General features: G+C 58.3%; 15 protein-coding genes and 1 tRNA gene. 6 read left to right on the forward strand and 10 right to left on the reverse strand.

Going from position 1 to position 20231, the window contains the following annotated elements; genetic code table 11:
- Positions 1-79: 79 nt before the first annotated feature.
- Positions 80-1438, reverse strand: coding sequence for an ABC transporter substrate-binding protein (locus C7964_RS07120; RefSeq protein ID WP_110278974.1), 1359 nt, complete (start codon positions 1436-1438; stop codon positions 80-82).
- A 276-nt stretch (positions 1439-1714) separates the two neighbouring features.
- Here C7964_RS07120 and C7964_RS07125 point away from each other — a divergent pair, with 276 nt between their 5' ends.
- From C7964_RS07125 to C7964_RS07135, 3 genes are read left to right on the forward strand one after another with little or no spacing between them, the layout of a single operon-like run.
- Positions 1715-2746, forward strand: coding sequence for a substrate-binding domain-containing protein (locus C7964_RS07125; protein ID WP_110278975.1), 1032 nt, complete (start codon positions 1715-1717; stop codon positions 2744-2746).
- 1 nt (position 2747) lies between these two features.
- On the forward strand, positions 2748-4070 hold the full coding sequence (locus C7964_RS07130; protein ID WP_110278976.1) for a GH1 family beta-glucosidase: 1323 nt from the start codon (positions 2748-2750) through the stop codon (positions 4068-4070).
- Positions 4071-4078: 8 nt separating this feature from the next.
- Positions 4079-5050: a glucokinase gene (locus C7964_RS07135; RefSeq protein WP_110278977.1), complete on the forward strand. Its 972-nt coding sequence runs from the start codon at positions 4079-4081 to the stop codon at positions 5048-5050.
- Positions 5051-5068: 18 nt separating this feature from the next.
- Here C7964_RS07135 and C7964_RS07140 read toward each other — a convergent pair whose 3' ends face one another.
- From C7964_RS07140 to guaB, 3 genes are all read right to left on the reverse strand, one after another.
- Complete coding sequence (locus tag C7964_RS07140) at positions 5069-7351, reverse strand: ATP-binding response regulator (RefSeq protein WP_110279445.1); 2283 nt, start codon at positions 7349-7351, stop codon at positions 5069-5071.
- 159 nt (positions 7352-7510) lie between these two features.
- Complete coding sequence (locus C7964_RS07145; protein ID WP_110278978.1) at positions 7511-8671, reverse strand: RsmB/NOP family class I SAM-dependent RNA methyltransferase; 1161 nt, start codon at positions 8669-8671, stop codon at positions 7511-7513.
- A 3-nt stretch (positions 8672-8674) separates the two neighbouring features.
- A complete protein-coding gene (gene guaB, locus C7964_RS07150) occupies positions 8675-10123 on the reverse strand; it encodes an IMP dehydrogenase (RefSeq protein WP_110278979.1) in 1449 nt (482 codons plus the stop codon).
- Positions 10124-10231: 108 nt separating this feature from the next.
- Here guaB and C7964_RS07155 point away from each other — a divergent pair, with 108 nt between their 5' ends.
- Positions 10232-10933, forward strand: a complete 702-nt coding sequence (locus tag C7964_RS07155) for a hypothetical protein (RefSeq protein ID WP_110278980.1) — start codon at positions 10232-10234, stop codon at positions 10931-10933.
- A gap of 93 nt (positions 10934-11026) precedes the next feature.
- Positions 11027-13063, forward strand: coding sequence for an ASKHA domain-containing protein (locus C7964_RS07160; protein ID WP_110278981.1), 2037 nt, complete (start codon positions 11027-11029; stop codon positions 13061-13063).
- Here C7964_RS07160 and C7964_RS07165 read toward each other — a convergent pair.
- Positions 13060-13677: a dioxygenase family protein gene (locus C7964_RS07165; RefSeq protein WP_110278982.1), complete on the reverse strand. Its 618-nt coding sequence runs from the start codon at positions 13675-13677 to the stop codon at positions 13060-13062. The two genes, C7964_RS07160 and C7964_RS07165, sit on opposite strands and share 4 nt — an antisense overlap.
- Before the next feature lie 145 nt (positions 13678-13822).
- On the opposite strand from C7964_RS07165, the gene C7964_RS07170 reads away from it, so the two are divergent.
- Positions 13823-13896 (forward strand) — tRNA-Gly (locus C7964_RS07170).
- A 6-nt stretch (positions 13897-13902) separates the two neighbouring features.
- Here the strand turns inward: C7964_RS07170 and C7964_RS07175 are convergent.
- From C7964_RS07175 to zwf, 5 genes are all read right to left on the reverse strand, one after another.
- The gene (locus tag C7964_RS07175) at positions 13903-15807 is read right to left on the reverse strand and encodes an alpha-amylase family glycosyl hydrolase (protein WP_110278983.1); all 1905 of its coding nucleotides are present in this window, start codon (positions 15805-15807) and stop codon (positions 13903-13905) included.
- 92 nt (positions 15808-15899) lie between these two features.
- Positions 15900-16358 carry a prepilin peptidase gene (locus C7964_RS07180; RefSeq protein WP_110278984.1) on the reverse strand — a complete coding sequence of 153 codons (459 nt, stop codon included), beginning with the start codon at positions 16356-16358 and terminating at the stop codon, positions 15900-15902.
- Positions 16359-16407: 49 nt separating this feature from the next.
- Entirely contained in the window at positions 16408-18009 is a 1602-nt protein-coding gene (gene pgi, locus C7964_RS07185; protein ID WP_110278985.1) for a glucose-6-phosphate isomerase, read from the reverse strand.
- Between the two features lie 3 nt (positions 18010-18012).
- A complete protein-coding gene (gene pgl, locus C7964_RS07190) occupies positions 18013-18684 on the reverse strand; it encodes a 6-phosphogluconolactonase (protein WP_110278986.1) in 672 nt (223 codons plus the stop codon).
- 57 nt (positions 18685-18741) lie between these two features.
- A complete protein-coding gene (zwf, locus tag C7964_RS07195) occupies positions 18742-20196 on the reverse strand; it encodes a glucose-6-phosphate dehydrogenase (protein WP_110278987.1) in 1455 nt (484 codons plus the stop codon).
- Positions 20197-20231 lie beyond the last annotated feature (35 nt).

The raw sequence follows: 20231 nt of genomic DNA on the forward strand, positions 1-20231 counted from the left end.
TCATGCGGCCGCCTGTTGCGCCGCTGAAAGGTCCGGACAGTTGCCCGCCCGAACCCTATGTCGTGTCAGCTTGGGCTGATTATTTCAGCGCGTCCCAGCTCTGCTGGATCGCATCGCCGACTTCCTGCGCGGATGCACCGCCCACATAGTCGACCATACCCGTCCAGAATGTACCAGCACCAATGGCGCCAGGCATCAGGTCAGACCCGTCAAAACGGAATGTGGTGGAGTTCAGCAGGATTTCACCCTGACCACGCAGCGTTGCATCTGCATATGTGTCGAGGTTCACGCCAGAGTGTGGTGTGAGGAAGCCTGTCTGCGCCATCATCACTTCGTGTGCGATCGGCTGCTGGAGGAACTCCATGAAGGCCATTGTCGCATCAGATGCGTCTGTTACAGCCATCAATGTACCACCACCCAGAACCGGATTACCCAGATCTTTGCTGGCAAAGGACGGGAAGTAGAAGAAGTCTGCATCTTCGCCGATCACAACGTCCTCGGGCATGAATGCCGGAATGAACGATGCCTGTTTGTGCATGTAGCACTGTGGCGGCGACGAGAAGAGACCGGCAGGGCTATCGCGGAAGTCGGTTGAACCGACCGCAGCAGAACCGCCTGCAACCATTGCGTCATTCTTGGCAAACATGCCGAATGTTTCAATGGCTTCGATCACCTTTGGATCATTGAACGGCAGCTCATTTGCGACCCACGCATCATAATCCTCGGGGGATTGTGTGCGCAGCATGATGTCCTCAACCCAGTCAGTCGCTGGCCAACCTGTTGCAGGACCCGAACCCAGACCGATGCACCAAGGTGTACCACCATCAGCAATGATCTGTTCGGACAATGCGATCAGGTCTTCCATGGTTTCCGGAATATCGTACCCTGCATCTTCAAAATTCTCTGGCACATACCAGACAAGCGACTTCACGTTGACGTTGTAGAAGAAACCGTAGAACTGGTCTTCACCATTGGCGTCGGCATAGGTGCCCAGATCAACCCAGGACTGACCGGCGGCGTAGTTGTCGGCAACCCAGGAGGCCATCTCTGGACCTAGCGGGTCCAACAGCCCTTGGGCCGCCATATTCGCTGCGAGACCAGGCTGCGGGAATACCGCAATATTCGGCGGGCTGCCTGCTTCTGCGTCAATCACGATCTGCTGCTCAAAGCCGTCAGAACCTGTGTATGTCACATTTGCGCCTGTTGCTTCTGTGAAGTAGGCAATCATCGAACGGAAAATGTCGTCCTCTGGTGACAGCCATGGACCAAAGACGGTCACGTTCTGGCCGGTCAGATCTGGCGCATTCGCCGCCCACTCATTGTACGCGTCCCAGCTGAAGTCACCTTCACCAGGTGTAAACGCGAGATGGCCTGCCGCAGTTGCTGCACTCGCAGTCAAGGCGACCGCTGCCACGCTGGCATACAGTTTCGTAATCATAGAATTTCCTCCCAATCGCGCCAAGCTGGACGCGTCCTTTAGTGCACTTTCGTGCGATCATTCCCTTCCGCGTCAAGGAATCAAAATTCCAAAGCGCTTTGGATTTGCTCACAGTCGGCCAAGTTTAAGCGTCTGTCAATACAGCACTGTTAGCGCTAAAATTTGCCTTGGATTTCCAAGAAATCATGCTACTCAAAAGGCAAGTCGCGTGATCTGCCTTGGTCGCGCATACGTCAACCTGATGCTTGAAAGCGCTTTGGATCACCGCCTGACCCCATGAATTTAAAAGAACTTTCTCAAAATCTGGGGCTTAGCCAAACAACCGTGAGCCGGGCTTTGAACGGCTACCCGGAGGTCAGCACCGCGACACGCCGCAGGGTTGAAGAAGCTGCCCGCACCTTCAACTATAGCCCGTCCACACGCGCCAAAGGTCTGGCGACCGGCAAGGCGCTGGCCATTGGTCATGTGATCCCTTTGTCCAGCAAACATGAGATGGTAAACCCTGTCTTTGGTGACTTCATTGCTGGTGCCGGCGAGACCTACTCGCGCAACGGATATGAAATGATTTTGTCGATTGTCCCCGACGAAGACGAGCGGCGGATTTATCAGGGGCTCAAATCCCGGCGCGCGGTTGATGGCGTGATTGTGCATGGTCCCGTGATGGATGACCCGCGCATTCCCTTGCTGCATAAACTTGGCCTGCCCTTTGCTGTGCATGGCCGTGCATCGGTCAACGAAACGCCCTATGCGTGGCTCGATATGAACAACCGTAATGCGTTCAAACGCGCCACGGATTTTTTGTTCGATCTCGGGCATCGACGGATCGGTTTGGTGAACGGTCTAGAGTTCATGGATTTCGCCCACCGCAGGCGCAACGGCTATACTGCCTCTCTGTCCGACCACGGTGTGACACCCGATCCTGCCTTGATGCGGTCTGGTGAAATGACCGAAGACTTCGGCTATGTCAGTGCACGCCAGATGCTTGCGCTTGATGACGCGCCAACTGCAATCATGTGTTCTTCGATGATCAGCGCCCTTGGCGTGCGCCGCGCAATCGAGGAAAAAGGGCTGGTCATGGGCAAGGATGTCTCCGTCATCAGCCATGACGACGTGTTGTCGTATCTGAAGAACGGCGGCGATACACCGATCTTTACCGCGACAAGGTCTTCGGTGCGCGAGGCAGGCCGCCAATTGGCCCAGATGCTGCTTGACGCGATCGAGAACCCCGCGCGCCCACCACAAACCAAATTGCTAGAAGCGGAACTGGTTGTCGGATGTTCCACCGGCCCTGCCCCGCGAAAGGACTAACATGGACTTCAAACGCTCAGATTTCCCCCAGGGTTTCGTCTTTGGGGCTGCCACGGCGGCTTACCAGATCGAGGGTCATAAATTCGGCGGTGCGGGCCCGACCCATTGGGATACTTTTGCGGCCGGCCCCGGCAATGTGGTGCGCGCAGAAGATGGCGCCTTGGCCTGCGACCACTATCACCGCTTTGCCGAGGACCTTGATCTGCTGAAAGACGCCGGCATGGATGCCTACCGCTTTTCCACCTCATGGGCGCGGGTTATGCCGGACGGTCGCACACCCAACCCCGCAGGTCTCGATTTCTATGACCGCTTGGTGGACGCCATGCTGGAACGTGGCCTACAGCCGTTTCAGACGCTCTATCACTGGGAACTGCCCAGTGCCCTGGCCGATCAGGGGGGGTGGATGAACCGTGACACCTGCAAGTATTTCGGTGATTTCACAGATGTGATTACAGACCGTATCGGCGACCGGATCCACGCGATCGCCACGATCAACGAGCCGTGGTGCATCTCTTATCTGTCGCATTTTCTGGGCCACCATGCGCCGGGCCTCAAGGATATCCGCGCCGCAGCACGCGCGATGCACCACATCAATCTTGCCCATGGCGAGGCGATGACGCGCCTGCGCGGCAAAGGTATGAAAAATTGTGGCATCGTGCTCAACTTTGACCATACCGACCCCAAGGACGACACGCCCGAGGCCGCACAGGCCGCCGCCACTATGGACGCGATCAACAACCGCTGGTTCATCGAAGTCGTCACCAAAGGCACCTACCCCGAAGAGGCGCTGGCGGGTCTCGCTTCGCATATGCCGGCAGGCTGGCAGGACGATATGGCGCAGATCAGCCAACCGATCGATTTTCTGGGCGTGAACTATTACACCCGCCACAAAGTCACCCATGATGCCAGCATGGTTTGGCCACATGTGGCATCCGAGGAAGGCCCCGGTGCCAAGACCCAGATGGGGTGGGAAATTTATCCGGACGGTCTGCAATCTTTCCTGACGCGCCTATCGCAGGACTATGTCGGCGATTTGCCCATCTTTGTGACAGAGAACGGCATGGCATGGGATGACCATCTTGAAAACGGCGCCGTGTCCGATCCCGAACGCACGCAATTCATCAATGACCACGTCATGGCGACGAAGCGCGCCATTGATGCAGGCGCGAATGTGCAGGGCTTCTTTTACTGGTCACTGCTGGACAATTATGAATGGGCCTTCGGCTATGAAAAGCGGTTCGGCATTATTCACGTGGATTTTGAGACCTTGAAGCGCACACCAAAAGCATCCTATCACGCACTCAAATCCGCGATTGCGCGTTAAGGAACACCATGGCACATCCCGCAGATACCTATTCACTGGTTGCCGATATCGGCGGAACCAACACGCGCGTGGCCTTGGCCGAAGGGCGCAAGATCATCGACAGCACGATCCGGCGCTATCGCAACAGTGAATTTCCCGGACTTGAAAGCGTGCTGCGCCGCTACATCGACGACGAAGGCGGGGTTGATCCGATTGCTGCCTGTGTTGCCGTAGCAGGCCCCGTGCGCGATGGGCGCGCCACGATGACGAACCTTGACTGGACAATCGACAAAGACACACTGGCGCGCGCCACCAAGGCGGAAACCGTCGCGATCCTGAATGATTTGCAGGCACAGGGCCACGCCTTGGGGCATATTGATCCGGCAAATATTCGCACGATTCTGCCGGGCCCTGACAGCAGCCAGAATGCGGCGAAACTTGTGATCGGTGTCGGCACCGGCTTTAACGCGGCCCCGGTCTATGACCTTGAACACGGACGCATTGTTACGCCGTCTGAAAGCGGCCATGCGAACCTGCCGATCCGCAACGAGATGGAATTGCGTCTGTGCCAGTTTGTGTCCACAGCGCACGGGTTTCCTGCGGTTGAAGATGTCCTTTCCGGTCGCGGGCTTGAGCGTGTGTATGCATTCCTCGGGCGTGAAGCGGATGATCCGCGGGAACGCAGCGCACAAGAGATCATGACTGCCTGTGCCGACGGGTCAGACACCCGCGCCGTGGAGGCGGCCCAGCTCTTCACGCGTATGCTTGGCACGGTTTGTGGCAACCTGTCACTGATCCAGCTGCCCTTTGGCGGCGTTTATCTGGCCGGCGGCGTCGCGCGGGCTTTTGCGCCGCATCTTACACAATTCGGCTTTGGTGACGCCTTCCGCGACAAAGGCCGCTTTGCAGGCTTCATGAGCAATTTTGCGGTCCATGTGATCGAAGATGACTATGCCGCCCTGACCGGATCTGCCGCGCATCTGGTTGCGCTTGGGCGATAGATGGCGTGATGCCAATCATCAGACAGTTTCAAGCGCGGGTAATCCCTGAAGCTGTTCCTGCACGGTGTCGGTCAAAGCCTTGAGCGAGAACGGCTTGGGCAGGAATGCGGCACCAAGCACCTCTGGCTGGCCATCATCAAAGGCGTCTTCGGGATAGCCGGACACGAAAACAACCCGCGTTTGCGGGCGTTGCAGCAGCGCTTTACGCACCCATGTCGGGCCATCCTGACCGGGCATGATCACGTCGGTCACAAAGATGTCGATATGCAGTTCCTCGTTTTCCAAGAGCTCCAAAGCGGCCTCGGCGCAATCCGCCTCCAGAACAGTGTAGCCGCGCAGACGCAGGGCGCGGGCAGCAAAGGCGCGTACAGGGGCTTCGTCCTCGACCAAGAGAACTACGCCATCCGCGCTGGTTCTGATGGGCTGGGTTGCAACAGGGGCTGCAGGCACGGCCGCGTCCTTTGTTGGCGTATAGCTCGGGAACAGCAATGAAAACGTGGCCCCGACACCAACCTCGCTATCGACAAAAATATAGCCGCCGGACTGTTTGACGATCCCGTAGGCTGTGGACAACCCCAGCCCTGTTCCCTCGCCGACCCGCTTGGTCGTAACAAAAGGTTCAAAGATTTTTTCCAGCTTATCGCTTGGAATACCATGTCCCTCGTCGATCACCTTGACCAAGACGTAGTCACCTGCCGGAACTGTCGCACGGTCGCGGTGCAATGGGTTTTTGAGGTGCATATTTTTCGTCACGACACGGATTTCACCGGCCCCCTGCATCGCATCGCGCGCATTCACAACGAGGTTCATCAAAACCTGCTCCAGCTGACGTTTGTCTGCCTTGATCCGTGCCAATTGATGGTCGTGGTCCAGCTTGAGCGACACTTTCTCACCCACAAGACGGTTCAACAGATGCGTCAGGTCGGACAGCGTATCGCGCAGATCAAGCGCCTCGGGTTGCAAGGTTTGTTTGCGCGAGAACGCCAGCAGTTGCCCAACAAGGCTCGCGGCGCGGTTGGTATTCTGGTGGATCTGGATCAAATCACTGTAGTCACGGTCATGTTCATCGTGGTTGCAGAGCAAAAGTTCACAATGTCCCGAAATCGCGGTCAGCAGATTGTTGAAGTCATGGGCCACGCCACCCGCGAGCTGACCAATCGCCTGCATTTTCTGGCTTTGGACAAATTGTGCCTCAAGTGACTTCAGCTCTGTGATATCGTTCAACACGGCAATGACATGCAGGTCATCGGGGCAACCAGCCGTATTCAGCGTGACCTGCACAAAGGTATCCTGTTTGTCGCCGCGCCCGTGGAGAAACTGTGACACGTGCCCCGCCTGCCCTGCCAGTGCTTCGGCGAGCCAGTCGTTGATCGGCCGCCCCGGCCCGTCAAGCACATCGGCCAAGTGACGACCACCCGTCGCCCCGATGTTCAAAAGCTGTCGCGCCTCACGGTTCGAGGCCAAAAGCACACCATCCGGCGCAATTTTCAACAGTGGCACAGGCAGGTTCTCGATCGCCTCCCAGCCTGGCTCGAACATTGGCGGTGTCGCTGCGGCCGGTGCGCCGGGAAGAACATAGATATCACGTGTTTCATCGCTGCCTTCCGTGATTGCCAGCACTACATCCATCCGGCCCTGCAATCCGCGCAGACCATAGGAATGACCGGACCGCAGCGGAAGTTCGTCAAACACGTCTTCAAGGGTCCGAAAAGACGGCCCCACCAATTTGCGAAAGCCGTCGTTCATCTGGATCATTTGACCACTTGGTCCCACCGTCAGCATCGGAAAACTTGTGGGGTTCCGCAGTGCGCGCCTGGCCCGTCCGGAAACGCTCAGATCGTCGAGCCACCAGATCTGGCAAGCTTCGCCCATCATCAGAACACGCAAGCGGAAATGCCCACCGCGGGTCACAATATCTTCTGTTTTCGCGCCAGTCGGACCTGCCTGCGCAATAATCTGCGTCAGCACATTGACCGGATTTGCCAGCATTGAACCCAGCACCTGTGCCAGTCTGGTTCCTTCAGTGGCACCAAAACGGTCGATTGCGCCAGCGTTCGCATAGCGGATAAGCCCGGTCCCGTCCGTCACAAAACCTACGCCCGTATCATGTGTGATGATCGCTTGCGCCATCGCCCGTAGCCGGTGCGCTGCCCGACGATCAAGTTTGCGCGCGAACCCCACAAAACCCGCCGTGACGATCAGAATGCCGCCGCATATTGCAAAACCCAGGTAAAGCGCAGGAACAGGCATGGTAACGGCCACAACAAAGCACAAACACCCTGCCACAAGAAGATGCAGCATCGGTGGCAAACCTGCAGGCACCTTGGGCCGCTCCGCTGCAAACGACTGATCAAAAGGCAATACACACACCTCACTACGCGATAAGGCACATTAAACGCAGAACGCTTAAGTTAACCTTAATGCAAGATAGCACAGGGTTGATTGCAATTCTAGGTTGTATTACCTTCTGCGCAGAGCGCAGGTATAAAAGCCGTCGCCGTTTGCATCAGGAAGGTCCTGATGCTCTTCAATGATATGCCAGTCAGGATTACGCTGGCAAAAGGCTTGAACCCTGTGGCTGTTTTCATCTGACAGGATCGAGCAGGTCGCATAAACCAGCAGGCCAGCCTCCGCGACCAATGGGGCTGAAGCGTTAAGCACTTCATCCTGTGATTGCATCACGTGCGCCAGATCTTCAGGCCCCAAACGCCATTTTGCATCCGGCGTGCGCCGCCAAGTCCCGCTTCCGGTGCAAGGTGCGTCGCAAAACACGACATCAAATTTCCCCGCCTTGGCAAGCGCATCACTCGGGAGAGTCGTAATCGTCACACCGGCCCGTGCCGCACGGGCGGGCAGATCGCGCATCCGCTGCGGGGCAATATCATGGGCAAAAACCGTTGCCTCATAAAGATCGGCAAAGGCCAGCGCCTTGCCCCCGCCACCGGCGCAATAATCCAGCACACGCGCACCATCCGGCACATCAATACGGCGCACGGCCCGTTGCGATGCCGCATCCTGCAATTCGACCAGCCCTGACAGATAGGCCGCCGCGGTTTTGACACGGCGCGGATTGCCGCTGACACGCAAACAGCCGGCAACATCGGGATGCGCCATGACCGTCACACCGTCTGTAGCGAGCGCATCCATGGCCGCAGTCACCGATCCTTTGCGCATATTCACGCGCAAGAAGACGTCGGCACGGCCCTGCTGCACCAATGCAACCGCTTCGGCGCGTTCACCCAGGCTTTCCTGCCACAGCGGCCAGAGCCAATCAGGCAAATCGCAGCGGGCCGGGACAGAAAGCGTCAGCGGCGCATCAAGCCCCGCCATTTCTTCAGCCGTGAGCGGGTCGGGCGCGTGGCCATCGCCGGAAAACAGCTCTGTGATGGGCCAGCTTTCACGCTGGGCAAGACGCTGCATCAATTCGCGACCTGCGCCATCACCGAGCGAGCGTTTCGCACGCAGCACGTCAAAAACATGATCGCGCACCGCAGAGCGGTCCTTGGAGCCTGCAAAGCGGCTGCCCCGCGCCCAGGTTGTCAGCGCCTGTTCCGCGACAGCGCCCGCCTGTATCTGGTCCAGCACCGCAATCGCGGCGGCCACACGTGCGCCGGGGGTCATACCCTATCCAATCCGGTAATTCGGGCTTTCGCGGGTGATCTGCACGTCATGGACATGGCTTTCCTTCAGGCCCGCACCGGTGATCTTAACGAAGGTACAATTCTTGCGCATCTCGTCGATCGTCGCACAGCCTGTATAGCCCATTGCGGCGCGCAGACCGCCGACAAGTTGGTGCACAACAGCATGGGCCGAGCCCTTGTAGGGCACCTGCCCCTCAATCCCCTCGGGCACAAGTTTGTCACTTGCAGCCTCTTTCTGGAAATAGCGGTCAGCCGAGCCGCTGGCCATTGCCCCGAGACTGCCCATCCCGCGATAGGACTTGAACGACCGCCCTTGATAGAGGATCACTTCGCCGGGGCTTTCGTCTGTGCCTGCGATCATTGAGCCGACCATGGCGCAGGACGCACCCGCCGCAATCGCCTTGGCGAAATCGCCCGAGAATTTGATGCCGCCGTCGGCAATGACAGGCACATCGCCTGCACCTGCGGCGCAATCCATGATCGCGGTCAGTTGCGGCACACCGACACCCGCCACCATGCGCGTTGTACAAATCGAGCCTGGCCCGATACCGACTTTCACCGCATCCGCACCCGAACCGATCAGCGCCTTCGCCGCCTCGCTTGTCGCGATATTACCGGCCACGATCTGCACCTCATTGGACAGCATCTTGGCGCGTTCAACAGCCTTGGCGACACCCTCGGAATGGCCGTGCGCGGTATCAATCACGATCATATCAACGCCTGCATCGACAAGCGCCTCGGTCCGCTCAAAACCGGCATCCCCCACACCCGAGGCCGCAGCCACACGCAAACGGCCCAGCCCGTCCTTGCAGGCCATCGGGTTCAGCACCGCCTGCTCGCTGTCCTTGAGCGTCAGCAGACCGGTCAGCTTGCCCTTGTCATCGGTGATCAACAGCTTTTCAATCCGGCGCGATTGCATCAACGAGCGCGCCTCGTCCAGATCGGCCGGTTCACGCAGAATAGCCAGATTATCCGTCGTCATCATCACACTGACAGGTGTGTTGTCATCTTGAGCAAAGCGCATGTCACGGTTGGTGACGATGCCGACAACCTTGCCGCCTTCGCCGACAACGGGAAAACCTGTGATCCGGTAACGCTCCATCAGGGCTTTGGCGTCGGCCAGCGTTTGATCGGGGCGCAGGGTGACGGGGTTGTAGACGGTGCCAGAGACAAAGCGTTTGACCCTGCGGATTTCCTTGGCCTGCTCCTCGATATTGAGGTTCTTGTGGACCACGCCGATACCACCCGCCTGCGCCATGGCAATCGCCATACGGCTTTCGGTGACGGTATCCATCGCGCTGGACAAAAGCGGGATATTCATGCTGATGGATTGGGTCACGCGGGTGCGTGTATCTGCCGTCGATGGCAGCACACTGGACGCCCCCGGCACCAACAGAACATCATCAAAGGTGAGTGCCTCGCGAATCTCCATCAACCAGTCTCCTTTGTCGTGGTATCGTTGGCACGTCCCTATTGCATGGATAATGAAGAACCGAAAGACCTAACTGGGTGAAAAGCAAGCTTGTGACTGGCCACGAATGTGACCACTGTCACGCTTATGGCAGAAAGTGGCGCGACAATCGGAACAGCGGCCAAACGGTTCGCGCGCATGGCATCCAAGCTGCTGGCGGTCTTTGTGCTGGTTTATCTTGCTAAAACGGGCATTGATTTCCTGATGGCGAAGATCGCGCTGTTCGAAACAGACGAAGCCGCGCGTATGATGACCGGGCTGCTGATCACCGTGATGGTTGGATACGCGATCCTTCTCGCTATTCCCTTTGTGCCCGGGGTCGAGATTGGCATCGCTATTCTGCTGCTCGAAGGCGCGCAGGCGGCACCGTTCGTGTATTTCGCGACGATCTGCGGCTTGGCGCTGGCCTTCTGCATCGGACAATACGTACCGATGGCGCGGCTTGTAAGGTGGTGCGAGGACTTCTATCTGGCGCGGCCTGCACGTTTGCTGCAACGAATCCACGAGACCCCGCGCGACGACCGGCTGCAAGCGATGCAAGACCGTCTGCCCAAGTGGCTTGCCCCGCTCTTTTGCAACTATCGCTACGTCACTCTCGGGCTTGCGATCAACCTGCCGGGCAATGTGGCACTTGGTGGCGGTGGCGGGATCATGCTGGCAGGCGGGCTCAGCCGGTTGTTCGAGACCCGGTACGCAATAATGACGATTATCATCGCGACATTGCCTGTGCCTTTGTCCGTCTGGCTGCTCGGCACTGATGTCCTGCAATAGGATGCCGCTACTCATAGTCATTATGACGGATACGGGCCTTCTCTTTATGCGGACAGACGCTACATTCGCGACAAGAACAAACAGGCGCATATCATGTCCAAAGATCCTCTCGTCATTTTCACCCCCTCAGGCAAACGGGGCAATTTCCCTGTCGGCACCCCGGTCCTGACGGCGGCGCGCCAGCTTGGTGTTGATCTGGACAGTGTCTGCGGCGGGCGCGGCATCTGTTCGAAATGCCAGATCACGCCCTCTTATGGCGAATTTTCCAAACATGGTGTGACCGTTGCCGATACCGCGCTTTCGGAATGGAACAGCGTCGAGCAACGCTATGACGACAAACGGGGCCTGAAGAAAGGGCGGCGTCTGGGCTGTCAGGCCACGATCCAAAGCGATGTTGTGATCGACGTGCCCGCCGAAAGCCAGGTGCACAAACAGGTCGTGCGCAAAAGGGCCGAAGCGCGTGAAATCATCATGAACCCTTCGACCAAACTCTACTACGTCGAAGTGGCCGAACCGGACATGCACGACCCTTCGGGCGATCTGGAACGGCTGGTGGCCGCGCTGCGCCGCGAGTGGAACCTGCCCGCGCTGGAAGCCGATCTCGGGGTGCTGAGAACCCTGCAAAAAGCGCTGCGCAAAGGGGAATGGAAAGTCACCGTCGCCGTTCATCTGGGCGATGCGGTCTTCAGCCCGCGGATCATCCAGATCTGGCCGGGCTTTTATGAAGGCACGCTGTATGGGCTGGCGGTTGATCTTGGGTCCACGACCATCGCCGCCCACCTCTGCGATCTGCAATCCGGCGAGGTTGTCGCCTCATCCGGCATTATGAACCCGCAAATCCGTTTCGGCGAAGACCTGATGAGCCGCGTGAGTTACGGGATGATGAACCCCACCGGTTCCGACGAAATGACCAAAGCGGTGCGCGAAGGCATGAACGCGCTCTTTGTGCAAATCGCGTCCGAGGCAGGTATCGACCGCAATCTGATCATGGACGCGGTCTTTGTTTGTAACCCTGTGATGCATCATCTCTTTTTGGGCATCGACGCCTACGAATTGGGCCAAGCACCCTTCGCGCTGGCCACGTCCGAATCCATCTCGTTGCGCGCAACCGAGCTTGATCTGAACCTGCACCCTGCCGCGCGGGTTTATATCCTGCCCTGTATCGCAGGCCACGTCGGCGCAGATGCCGCCGCGGTCGCCCTGTCCGAGGCACCGGATAAATCCGATGACCTTGTGCTGGTGGTTGACGTGGGCACCAATGCGGAAATCCTGCTGGGCAACAAGGAAAAGGTCCTTGCCTGTTCCTCGCCCACGGGTCCCGCCTTTGAGGGTGCGCAGATCAGTTCCGGCCAGCGCGCAGCCCCGGGTGCGATTGAACATGTCGCAATTGATCCGGTCACGAAACTGCCGCGTTTTCAAGTGATCGGAAGCGATATCTGGTCTGATGAAGACGGGTTCGAAGCCGCCATTGCGCAAACGGGCATTACCGGTATCTGCGGGTCAGGTATCATCGAGGTGATCGCCGAAATGCGCATGGCCGGTATCGTTGATGGACCGGGCCTGATCGGTTCGGCCGAGCAAACCGGATCGCCCAATTGTTTTCAGGACGGGCGCACGAATTCCTACCTGCTTTATGATGGCACCGAAAATGGCGGCCCCAAAATCACTGTCACCAACACGGACATCCGGCAGATCCAGATGGCCAAGGCGGCCCTCTATTCGGGCGCGCGCCTGCTGATGGATAAATTCGGCGTCGACAAGGTGGACCGCGTGGTGCTCGCAGGGGCATTCGGCGCGCATATCAGCCCCAAACACGCGATGGTGCTGGGGATGATCCCCGACGCACCGCTGGATAAGGTGACAAGTGCGGGAAATGCCGCAGGCACCGGCGCGCGGATCGCGCTCTTAAACACCGATGCACGCCACGAAATCGAAGAGACCGTGCACAATATCCACAAGATCGAAACCGCGATTGAACCGCGCTTTCAAGAGCATTTTGTGAATGCCTCAAACATCCCCAACGCGGTTGAGCCCTTCCCGATCCTCAACAGCATCGTGGCGATCCCGCAGGTCAATCATAACACTGGTGGCGGCGGAGACGCCGGCCGCAGACGGCGCCGGCCGCGTTAGATGACGATATCGACCGTCGTTTCCGGCCCGTCGGGCCCTGCGGTGAAAATCATGGTCACCTGCGCTTTTTGCGCGTCTGACATGCGGTTGAACAATCGGTCGCGCGCATTTTCGGGGTGATCCGCCAGATAGAATTGTGTGGTCAGTAGTTCGGATGATCCATCCAGCACTTTGGCATGGATATGCGGCGTCCGCCCCGGGTACACCGTCGGCCTGATCGTGCGAAACCGAAACTGCCCTTGCGCATCAGTGATGTCATGGCCAAAGCCTTGAAAGCCTGCGTCATAGACCACATCACGCCTGTCACCGCTGTGCAGATATTTGCCGTTCATATTACATTGCCATATCTCCACGCGTACGCCTGCGCGCGGCCGGCCATCTGTATCAAGCACCCGCCCGTTGAGGATCATCACCTCGCCGCCCGCCTCTTGCACCAGCCCCGTCACCTTGACCAGATCGTTGTCCACATCGGCCATACGCATGGACGGGGTCGGATAGAACGGCCCTTCTGTGGCGGCGGGTGTGGGCGTGGCCGCGCGGGCCTGCGTGCCAAGACCCAAGGCGCCAACAAAGGCGGTTATCTGGGCCAGCACGGTGCGGCGTGTTTTGGACATGACGGTACTCCTCGGCGTGGTTGCGTCGCAGGATAAGTCCGTGCACCTGCTGGCACAAATCACAGACCAGAGAGCGCAAAGCGGATCCTCGCCGATGTGAAGAGCCATTGACGCGCATCGCGGTGCGGCTTATGCAAACGGCTGCGCGGGTATGGTGAAAAGGTATCACGAAAGCTTCCCAAGCTTCAGTTACGGGTTCGATTCCCGTTACCCGCTCCAGACAAATCAGACAGACAGTGACAGCCAAAGTATCTGATGCGCGGCCAGCGTCACACCGGTGCGCACGTGAAAGGATTCTCCAGTAATCAGATCCGTCATGCGCGGTGGCAAATCGAGGAACTGGTCGGCGGAAATCTCTTGGGCATCATCCGCAAAATTCGCCAGCACGCAAATCTCCTGACCGCCACCGCTGCGCAGGTATCCCAGCACATGGGGGTTATCCGTCGGGAAAGGTCTGATCGCGTTGCCCGCCAGCCCCGGTGCGGCACGGCGCGCATCAATCAGCTGTTTCATGCGCGCAAATATCTTGCCTGCATCAGTGTCTTGATCAAACCGCTGCGCATAGAGCGCATCAGGCCGCAGGGGCCGCCCAACCCAGCGCTGATCCTTGGCTTGTCCCGGGTTCTGCTTGTAGGCGTCGTCATTCAGTTGGCCGACCTCATCCCCCAGGGACAACAACGGAATACCCCCTGCCGAGAACGCAATGCCATAAAGCAGGATCATCCGGTCGATACCGCCGGCATCTCCCGCCTCGACACCCGCCAGTGAGGCGGTCGTACCGCACACACGGCAATCACCGGTCTTGGGGTTGTACTGGAACGGCACACCGCGCGCGAAGCTGCCTTCGAACTGGTTTGTATAAAAACTGTTCAGGAAGCGCCGGTGATCGAAACCCAGAATATCCAGCTCGGCGGCGTCCTCATCGGCAAATGTCCAGCCGATGTCGTCATGGCTGCGCACATAGTTCACCCATGCGCAGTCTGCGTTGATCGGCTGGCGGCGGGTGATGGCCTGATCAATCAGTTCCACTTTGCGCGTGGCCAAAGCCTCCCAACTCAGCGCCATCAAAAGCGGATTGTAGGAAATCGGGCATTCCTCGGGGTCGATGTAGGAAACGACTTCGTCAGGATGCACGATCGCCTCGGATTTGAACAAAAGCGACGGCGCCGCGATGCGGCACACAGCGTTGAATGCGCGCAAAAGCAGATGCGCCTCGGGCTGGCTCTCGCAGGTAGTGCCCAGCCGTTTCCAGATGAAGGCCACAGCATCCATGCGGATCAGGTCGACACCCTGATTGGCCAAAGCCAGCATTTCCCCTGCCATGGCGCAGAAGACGGCGGGATTGGAATAGTTCAGGTCCCATTGGAAGGAATGGAAGGTGGACCAGATCCAGCGTCCATCCTCCATTTGAATAAAGGCACCGGGGTGGTCGTCCGGAAACACCTCGCGCACCGTACGTTCAAAGGCATCTGGCATCCGGCGGTCGTTGAAAATCCAGTAGTAATCGGAATATTCCGGATCACCCGCAGCCGCCTTTTGCGCCCATTCATGTTCGTTCGAGGTGTGGTTGAAAACAAAGTCCACAACCAGCGATATCCCCGCTTCGCGCAGGTCCTTGGCCAGCCTGCGCAGGTCGGCCATTGTCCCCAGATCGGCGCGCACCTCACGGTAGCTCGACACAGCATAGCCACCGTCAGAGTTCTCCTTGGGGCAATCGAAAAGCGGCATCAGGTGCAGATATGTGATCCCCAGTTCCTGGAAATAGGGAACATGCTCTTTCAGACCGGCCAGATTGCCTGCGTAGCGGTCGACATAGCAAAATGCGCCCAGCATCCGGTTTGACTGGAACCAGTCAGGGGTCGCCTCGCGCGCGGCGTCCAGTGCCTTGAGATCATCCGCGCGGTCCCGCCATGATGTCTGCGCCAGCACGATCAGTTTTGCCAACTGATCGAGACAGCTTTCATGTTCACCATAGAGCGTCGCGAAAAGGTCAAAAAGCTGCGGGAAATGCGTCTCGAACCGCGCGTGAAAGGCACGCCCGTCGTCATCGTCGCGGGACAGGCCCGCGTCTTCCAAAGCGGCCAGAACATAGCTTTTTGCAGCTTTGCGTTGTTGCGTCGTCGAGAGCATTGAAGCACACCTAAAATCAAGGTCGGAATGGACCGACTGTCACGATAACACCGCGCGATATCAAGGGCTTTAAAGCGCGCGCCAAGGTGACCCTAGAGCAGAAACATCCCCGAAAGTCCTGCCACGCCGATCGAAAAACTCAGTGGAAGAACAGCATTTGCCATCAGGTGCCATTTGCTGTTTTCAGAACCGAAAATCTTGCGCAACTGGACAAAGAAAAAGGTGCTGACAAAGAAAACCAACAAGAAAATTAGAGCCGCGTAGCCCGCTTTCGACACCGGCACAAAGAGCGCGACACCTGTCATCAGCTTCACTGCGCCCGCCCCTGATCCACCGATGGCGAACATGACAATCCCGAAAAGAAACACACCTGCCGCCAGTGCCACCTGCCAGTAGAGTGGCGTGCGGTCCTCGGCCACAACCAGAAGCACCGCAAACAGAACAAACGGCAACGCCGTCAGCCAGTTGGGGATACGCCCCGTTCTGATTTCCAGCAACATCGCAACAACGATGATGGCCGCGACAGCGAAGGGGATCATTTCAACGATCATGTGGTGGTCCTTTGTGAGGTATCGCGCTGCTTATGACAAAGCCCGCACCCTAAGACACCCCATGCATCTGAAGAAAGTCAACAAGTGCGGCAGTTGAGCCATCCTTGCCCGCCGCACTCTCTTTCCCTTCCACGACAGGTTGCAGGGCTGTGGCAAGTTCCTTGCCCAGTTCCACACCCCATTGATCGTAGGAATTGATGCCAAGCACGACGCCCTCGACAAAGACGCGGTGTTCATAAAGCGCCACGATCTGGCCCAGCACCTCGGGTGTCAGTTGCGGATAGGCGATGGTTACCGAAGGGCGGTTGCCCTTGAACACACGGTGGCGGGCCTGGCGCTCCAGCTCTGCACCCTCGAATTTATCCGCCACCTTTGCACGCGCCTCGTCCAATGAGCGCCCGCGCATCAGCGCCTCTGATTGGGCCAGACAATTGGCCACCAAAAGCTGATGTTGATGGTGCAGATCATCCTCATGTCCGCGCGCCGCCACGAGGAATTCACAAGGAATCACGCGGGTGCCCTGGTGGATCAACTGGTAGAAAGCGTGCTGGCCATTCGTGCCCGGCTCACCCCAGACCACGGGGCCACTGTCGATGGTCAGATCGGCCCCGTCCATGCTGACGCCCTTGCCGTTACTTTCCATCTCGAGCTGCTGTAAATAGGCGGGCAGACGCGCCAGAAGGTTATCGTAGGGCAGCACTGCACGGGTCGCATGGCCGCAAATCTGGTTGTGCCAGATACCGACCAGCGCCAGCATCGCTGGCAGGTTTTCCTGCCAGGGCGCTGCCTGGAAATGGCGGTCCATGGATTGCGCGCCGCGCAGGAAGGCACGGAATGCGTCAGGGCCAACAGCGATCATCAAGGACAGGCCAATCGGGCCCCACATGGAATAACGGCCACCGACCCAGTCGGCGAAGCCAAAGACGCGCGCGGAATCAATGCCAAAGGCTGCCGTCTTTTCAGCGGCCGTCGAAAGGGCCGCAAACTGTGCGCCTGTATCTGAAACGGTTTGGCCCATCCACGCTTGCGCCGTCCGCGCGTTGGTCATGGTTTCAATCGTGGTAAAGGTCTTGGAGGCCACAATTACCAAGGTTGTCGCCGGATCACAGCCGCGCAACACGCCTGCAATATCCGCAGGGTCCACGTTGCTGACAAAATGGCAGCGCGGACCGTCGTGATAGGGTGCCAGAGCCTGTACCGCCATCGCAGGCCCCAGATCGGACCCGCCAATACCGATGTTGATCACATCGGTGATCTTACCGCCCTGCCCTTTGAACCTTCCGCTTCGCACATCATTGGCAAAGCCTTCCATGCGCGCCAACGTGTCCAGAACCTCTGGCATCACATCCTGACCGTCCACCATGACAGGCCCGCCATCAAGGTTGCGCAAAGCGGTGTGCAGCACGGCACGGCCTTCAGTTTCATTGATCGGCGCGCCCGCAAACATCGCGTCACGCTTTTCCGCAACGCCCGCTTCGTCCAGCAGCGCAATCAGCAAGGCGCGGCCTTCGGCGTCGATATTCGTTTTGGCGTAGTCCAGCCGCATATCACCCGTTTGCGCCACAAAATCAGCAGCGCGTGCCGCGTCCAGCATCGTCTCGATCCGGCGGCTTGCGACAGCCTCGTGATGATCTTTCAGTTTGCGCCACATCGCTTATGCCTCCGCCCAGTGTACCGTTGCACCGTTCAAGACAGCAGCCACAGGTGCTTCTTCCGGTGACAGATGCCGCGCTTTTTCCAGCGCGGCGCGTTTCTCCGCCCCAACAATCACAATGTGCCGGCTCATCGCAGCGTTCAGGACCGCCGCAGACAGTGTAATCCGCGGCTCTGGCGCACCGGGCGCGCGCATGGCGACCAAGCGATCACTGCCGTGCAATGCCAGATCAAGCTGGTCGGCACCGGGAAAAATGGACGCAGTGTGCATATCCGCCCCCATCCCCAAGAGTGCCACCGTGAGTGGCAAAGCGGGGCTAAGATTAGCCGCAAGTTCAGGGAGTTTTTCTTCCGGTGTCGGCGCATCGGCGTAGAGCGGCAGATAGGTCGCCGCAGCGGCGCGATCGGTCAGCAACCTTTCGCGCAATAACCGCGTATTCGACCGCTCGGACGTTTCCGGCACCCAACGCTCATCGGTCAACATCACCTGCACACGCGCCCAATCCAGATCAACGGCACAGAGGCTGTCAAAAATCGGCCCCGGCGTTGTTCCGCCCGGCACAGCAAGCGATGCGGTGTCATTTGCGCGCAAGGCTGATGACAGCTCACTGGCCAGTTTATCAGCCAGATCCATCATCATCATTTCCGCGTCCGGATATTCAACGAGCTTCATAGGACCAATCCTCTTCTTCGGTCAGGTCAATTCAAACATGCCGCGCGCCCGAATGGCTTAGCCCTTGATTTCACGCCATTTCCGGCCATCACGGTGCAACAACATCATCGCATCCTCCGGCCCCGCTGAGCCTGCGTCGTAATGCTTGGGCACGTCGTTACGTGCTTCCCAGCTATTGATGAGCGGATCAGTCCAGGCCCATGCCGCCTCAACCTCGTCACCACGCATAAAGAGCGTCTGGTTGCCACGGATCACATCCATGATCAGGCGTTCATAGGCGTCCGTCACATCCTCGGCCCCGTCGCCCAAAGCATCCGCAAAGGTCATGTCCAGCGGCACATCAATCAGGCGCATGCCCCCCGGCCCCGGTTCCTTGATCGTCACCTGCAAATCAATACCTTCGTTGGGTTGCAAGCGGATCGCCAGAATATTGCGGTGGCGAGCCTCATCACCCTCAAAGATCGTATGCCCGAGGTCTTTGAACACCACAGCAATTTCCGAAGACCGCGCCTTCATCCGCTTACCTGTCCGCAAGTAGAACGGCACACCCGCCCACCGCCAGTTGGCGATATGGCAACGCATGGCAATAAAGCTTTCGGTAAAGCTGCGGGGATTTTCGACATCTTCGCGATAGCTGGGGCCATCGGGGCCTGCATCATACTGGCCACGTACGATATGATGATGATCTATGGACTGTAGCGCCCTGATAACCTTCAGTTTTTCGTCGCGTACTGCATCGGCCTCAAACTGGCCCGGAGGTTCCATCGCGATCAGGCACAAAAGTTGCATCAGGTGGTTCTGCACCATATCACGCATCGCGCCGGATTTGTCGTAATAGGCCCCGCGCCCGCCGACACCGACGGTTTCTGCCACGGTGATCTGGATGTGATCAACGTAGTGGTTGTTCCAAAGCGGCTCGAACAGAACGTTGCCAAAGCGCACGGCCATTAGGTTCTGTACCGTTTCCTTGCCCAGATAGTGGTCGATCCGGTAAATCTGGCTTTCGTCGAAATGCGCCGCCAGCGTCTGGTTCAATTCGCGCGCTGTCTCAAGATCGCGGCCAAAGGGCTTTTCCACCACGATGCGGCTTTGCGCATTGGCAATCTTGTTGGTGTGCAGCCGTTCCGCCAGATCACCAAACAAGGACGGTGCAACCGAAAAGTAGAACGCCTGCACCACGTCCTGGCGGACAATCGCTGCCAGATCGGACCATCCGCCCTCACCGCGCGCGTCAATCGCAACATATTCAAGCTGTTTAAGAAAGGCCTCCAAGCCTTTCTTATTTCTGGATTCTTCGCCGCCGAATTCAGCCACCGCATCCGCGATCATCTGGCGATAGCCGTCGCCATCCAATTCGGACCGCGCAGCCCCGATAATCCGTGACCCGGCAGGCATTTGCCCCGAGAGAAAGCGCCGGAACAGACCGGGCAGGATCTTGCGCCGGGCCAGATCGCCGGTGCCGCCAAAAATCACGAGATCGAATTCATCGACAGGAATGACGCGAGAGACCAAAATAAACCCCCATAGGATGCCGCGTTAGCGCTAAC

This window comes from Loktanella sp. PT4BL, from assembly GCF_003201935.1.
GTDB lineage: Bacteria > Pseudomonadota > Alphaproteobacteria > Rhodobacterales > Rhodobacteraceae > Yoonia.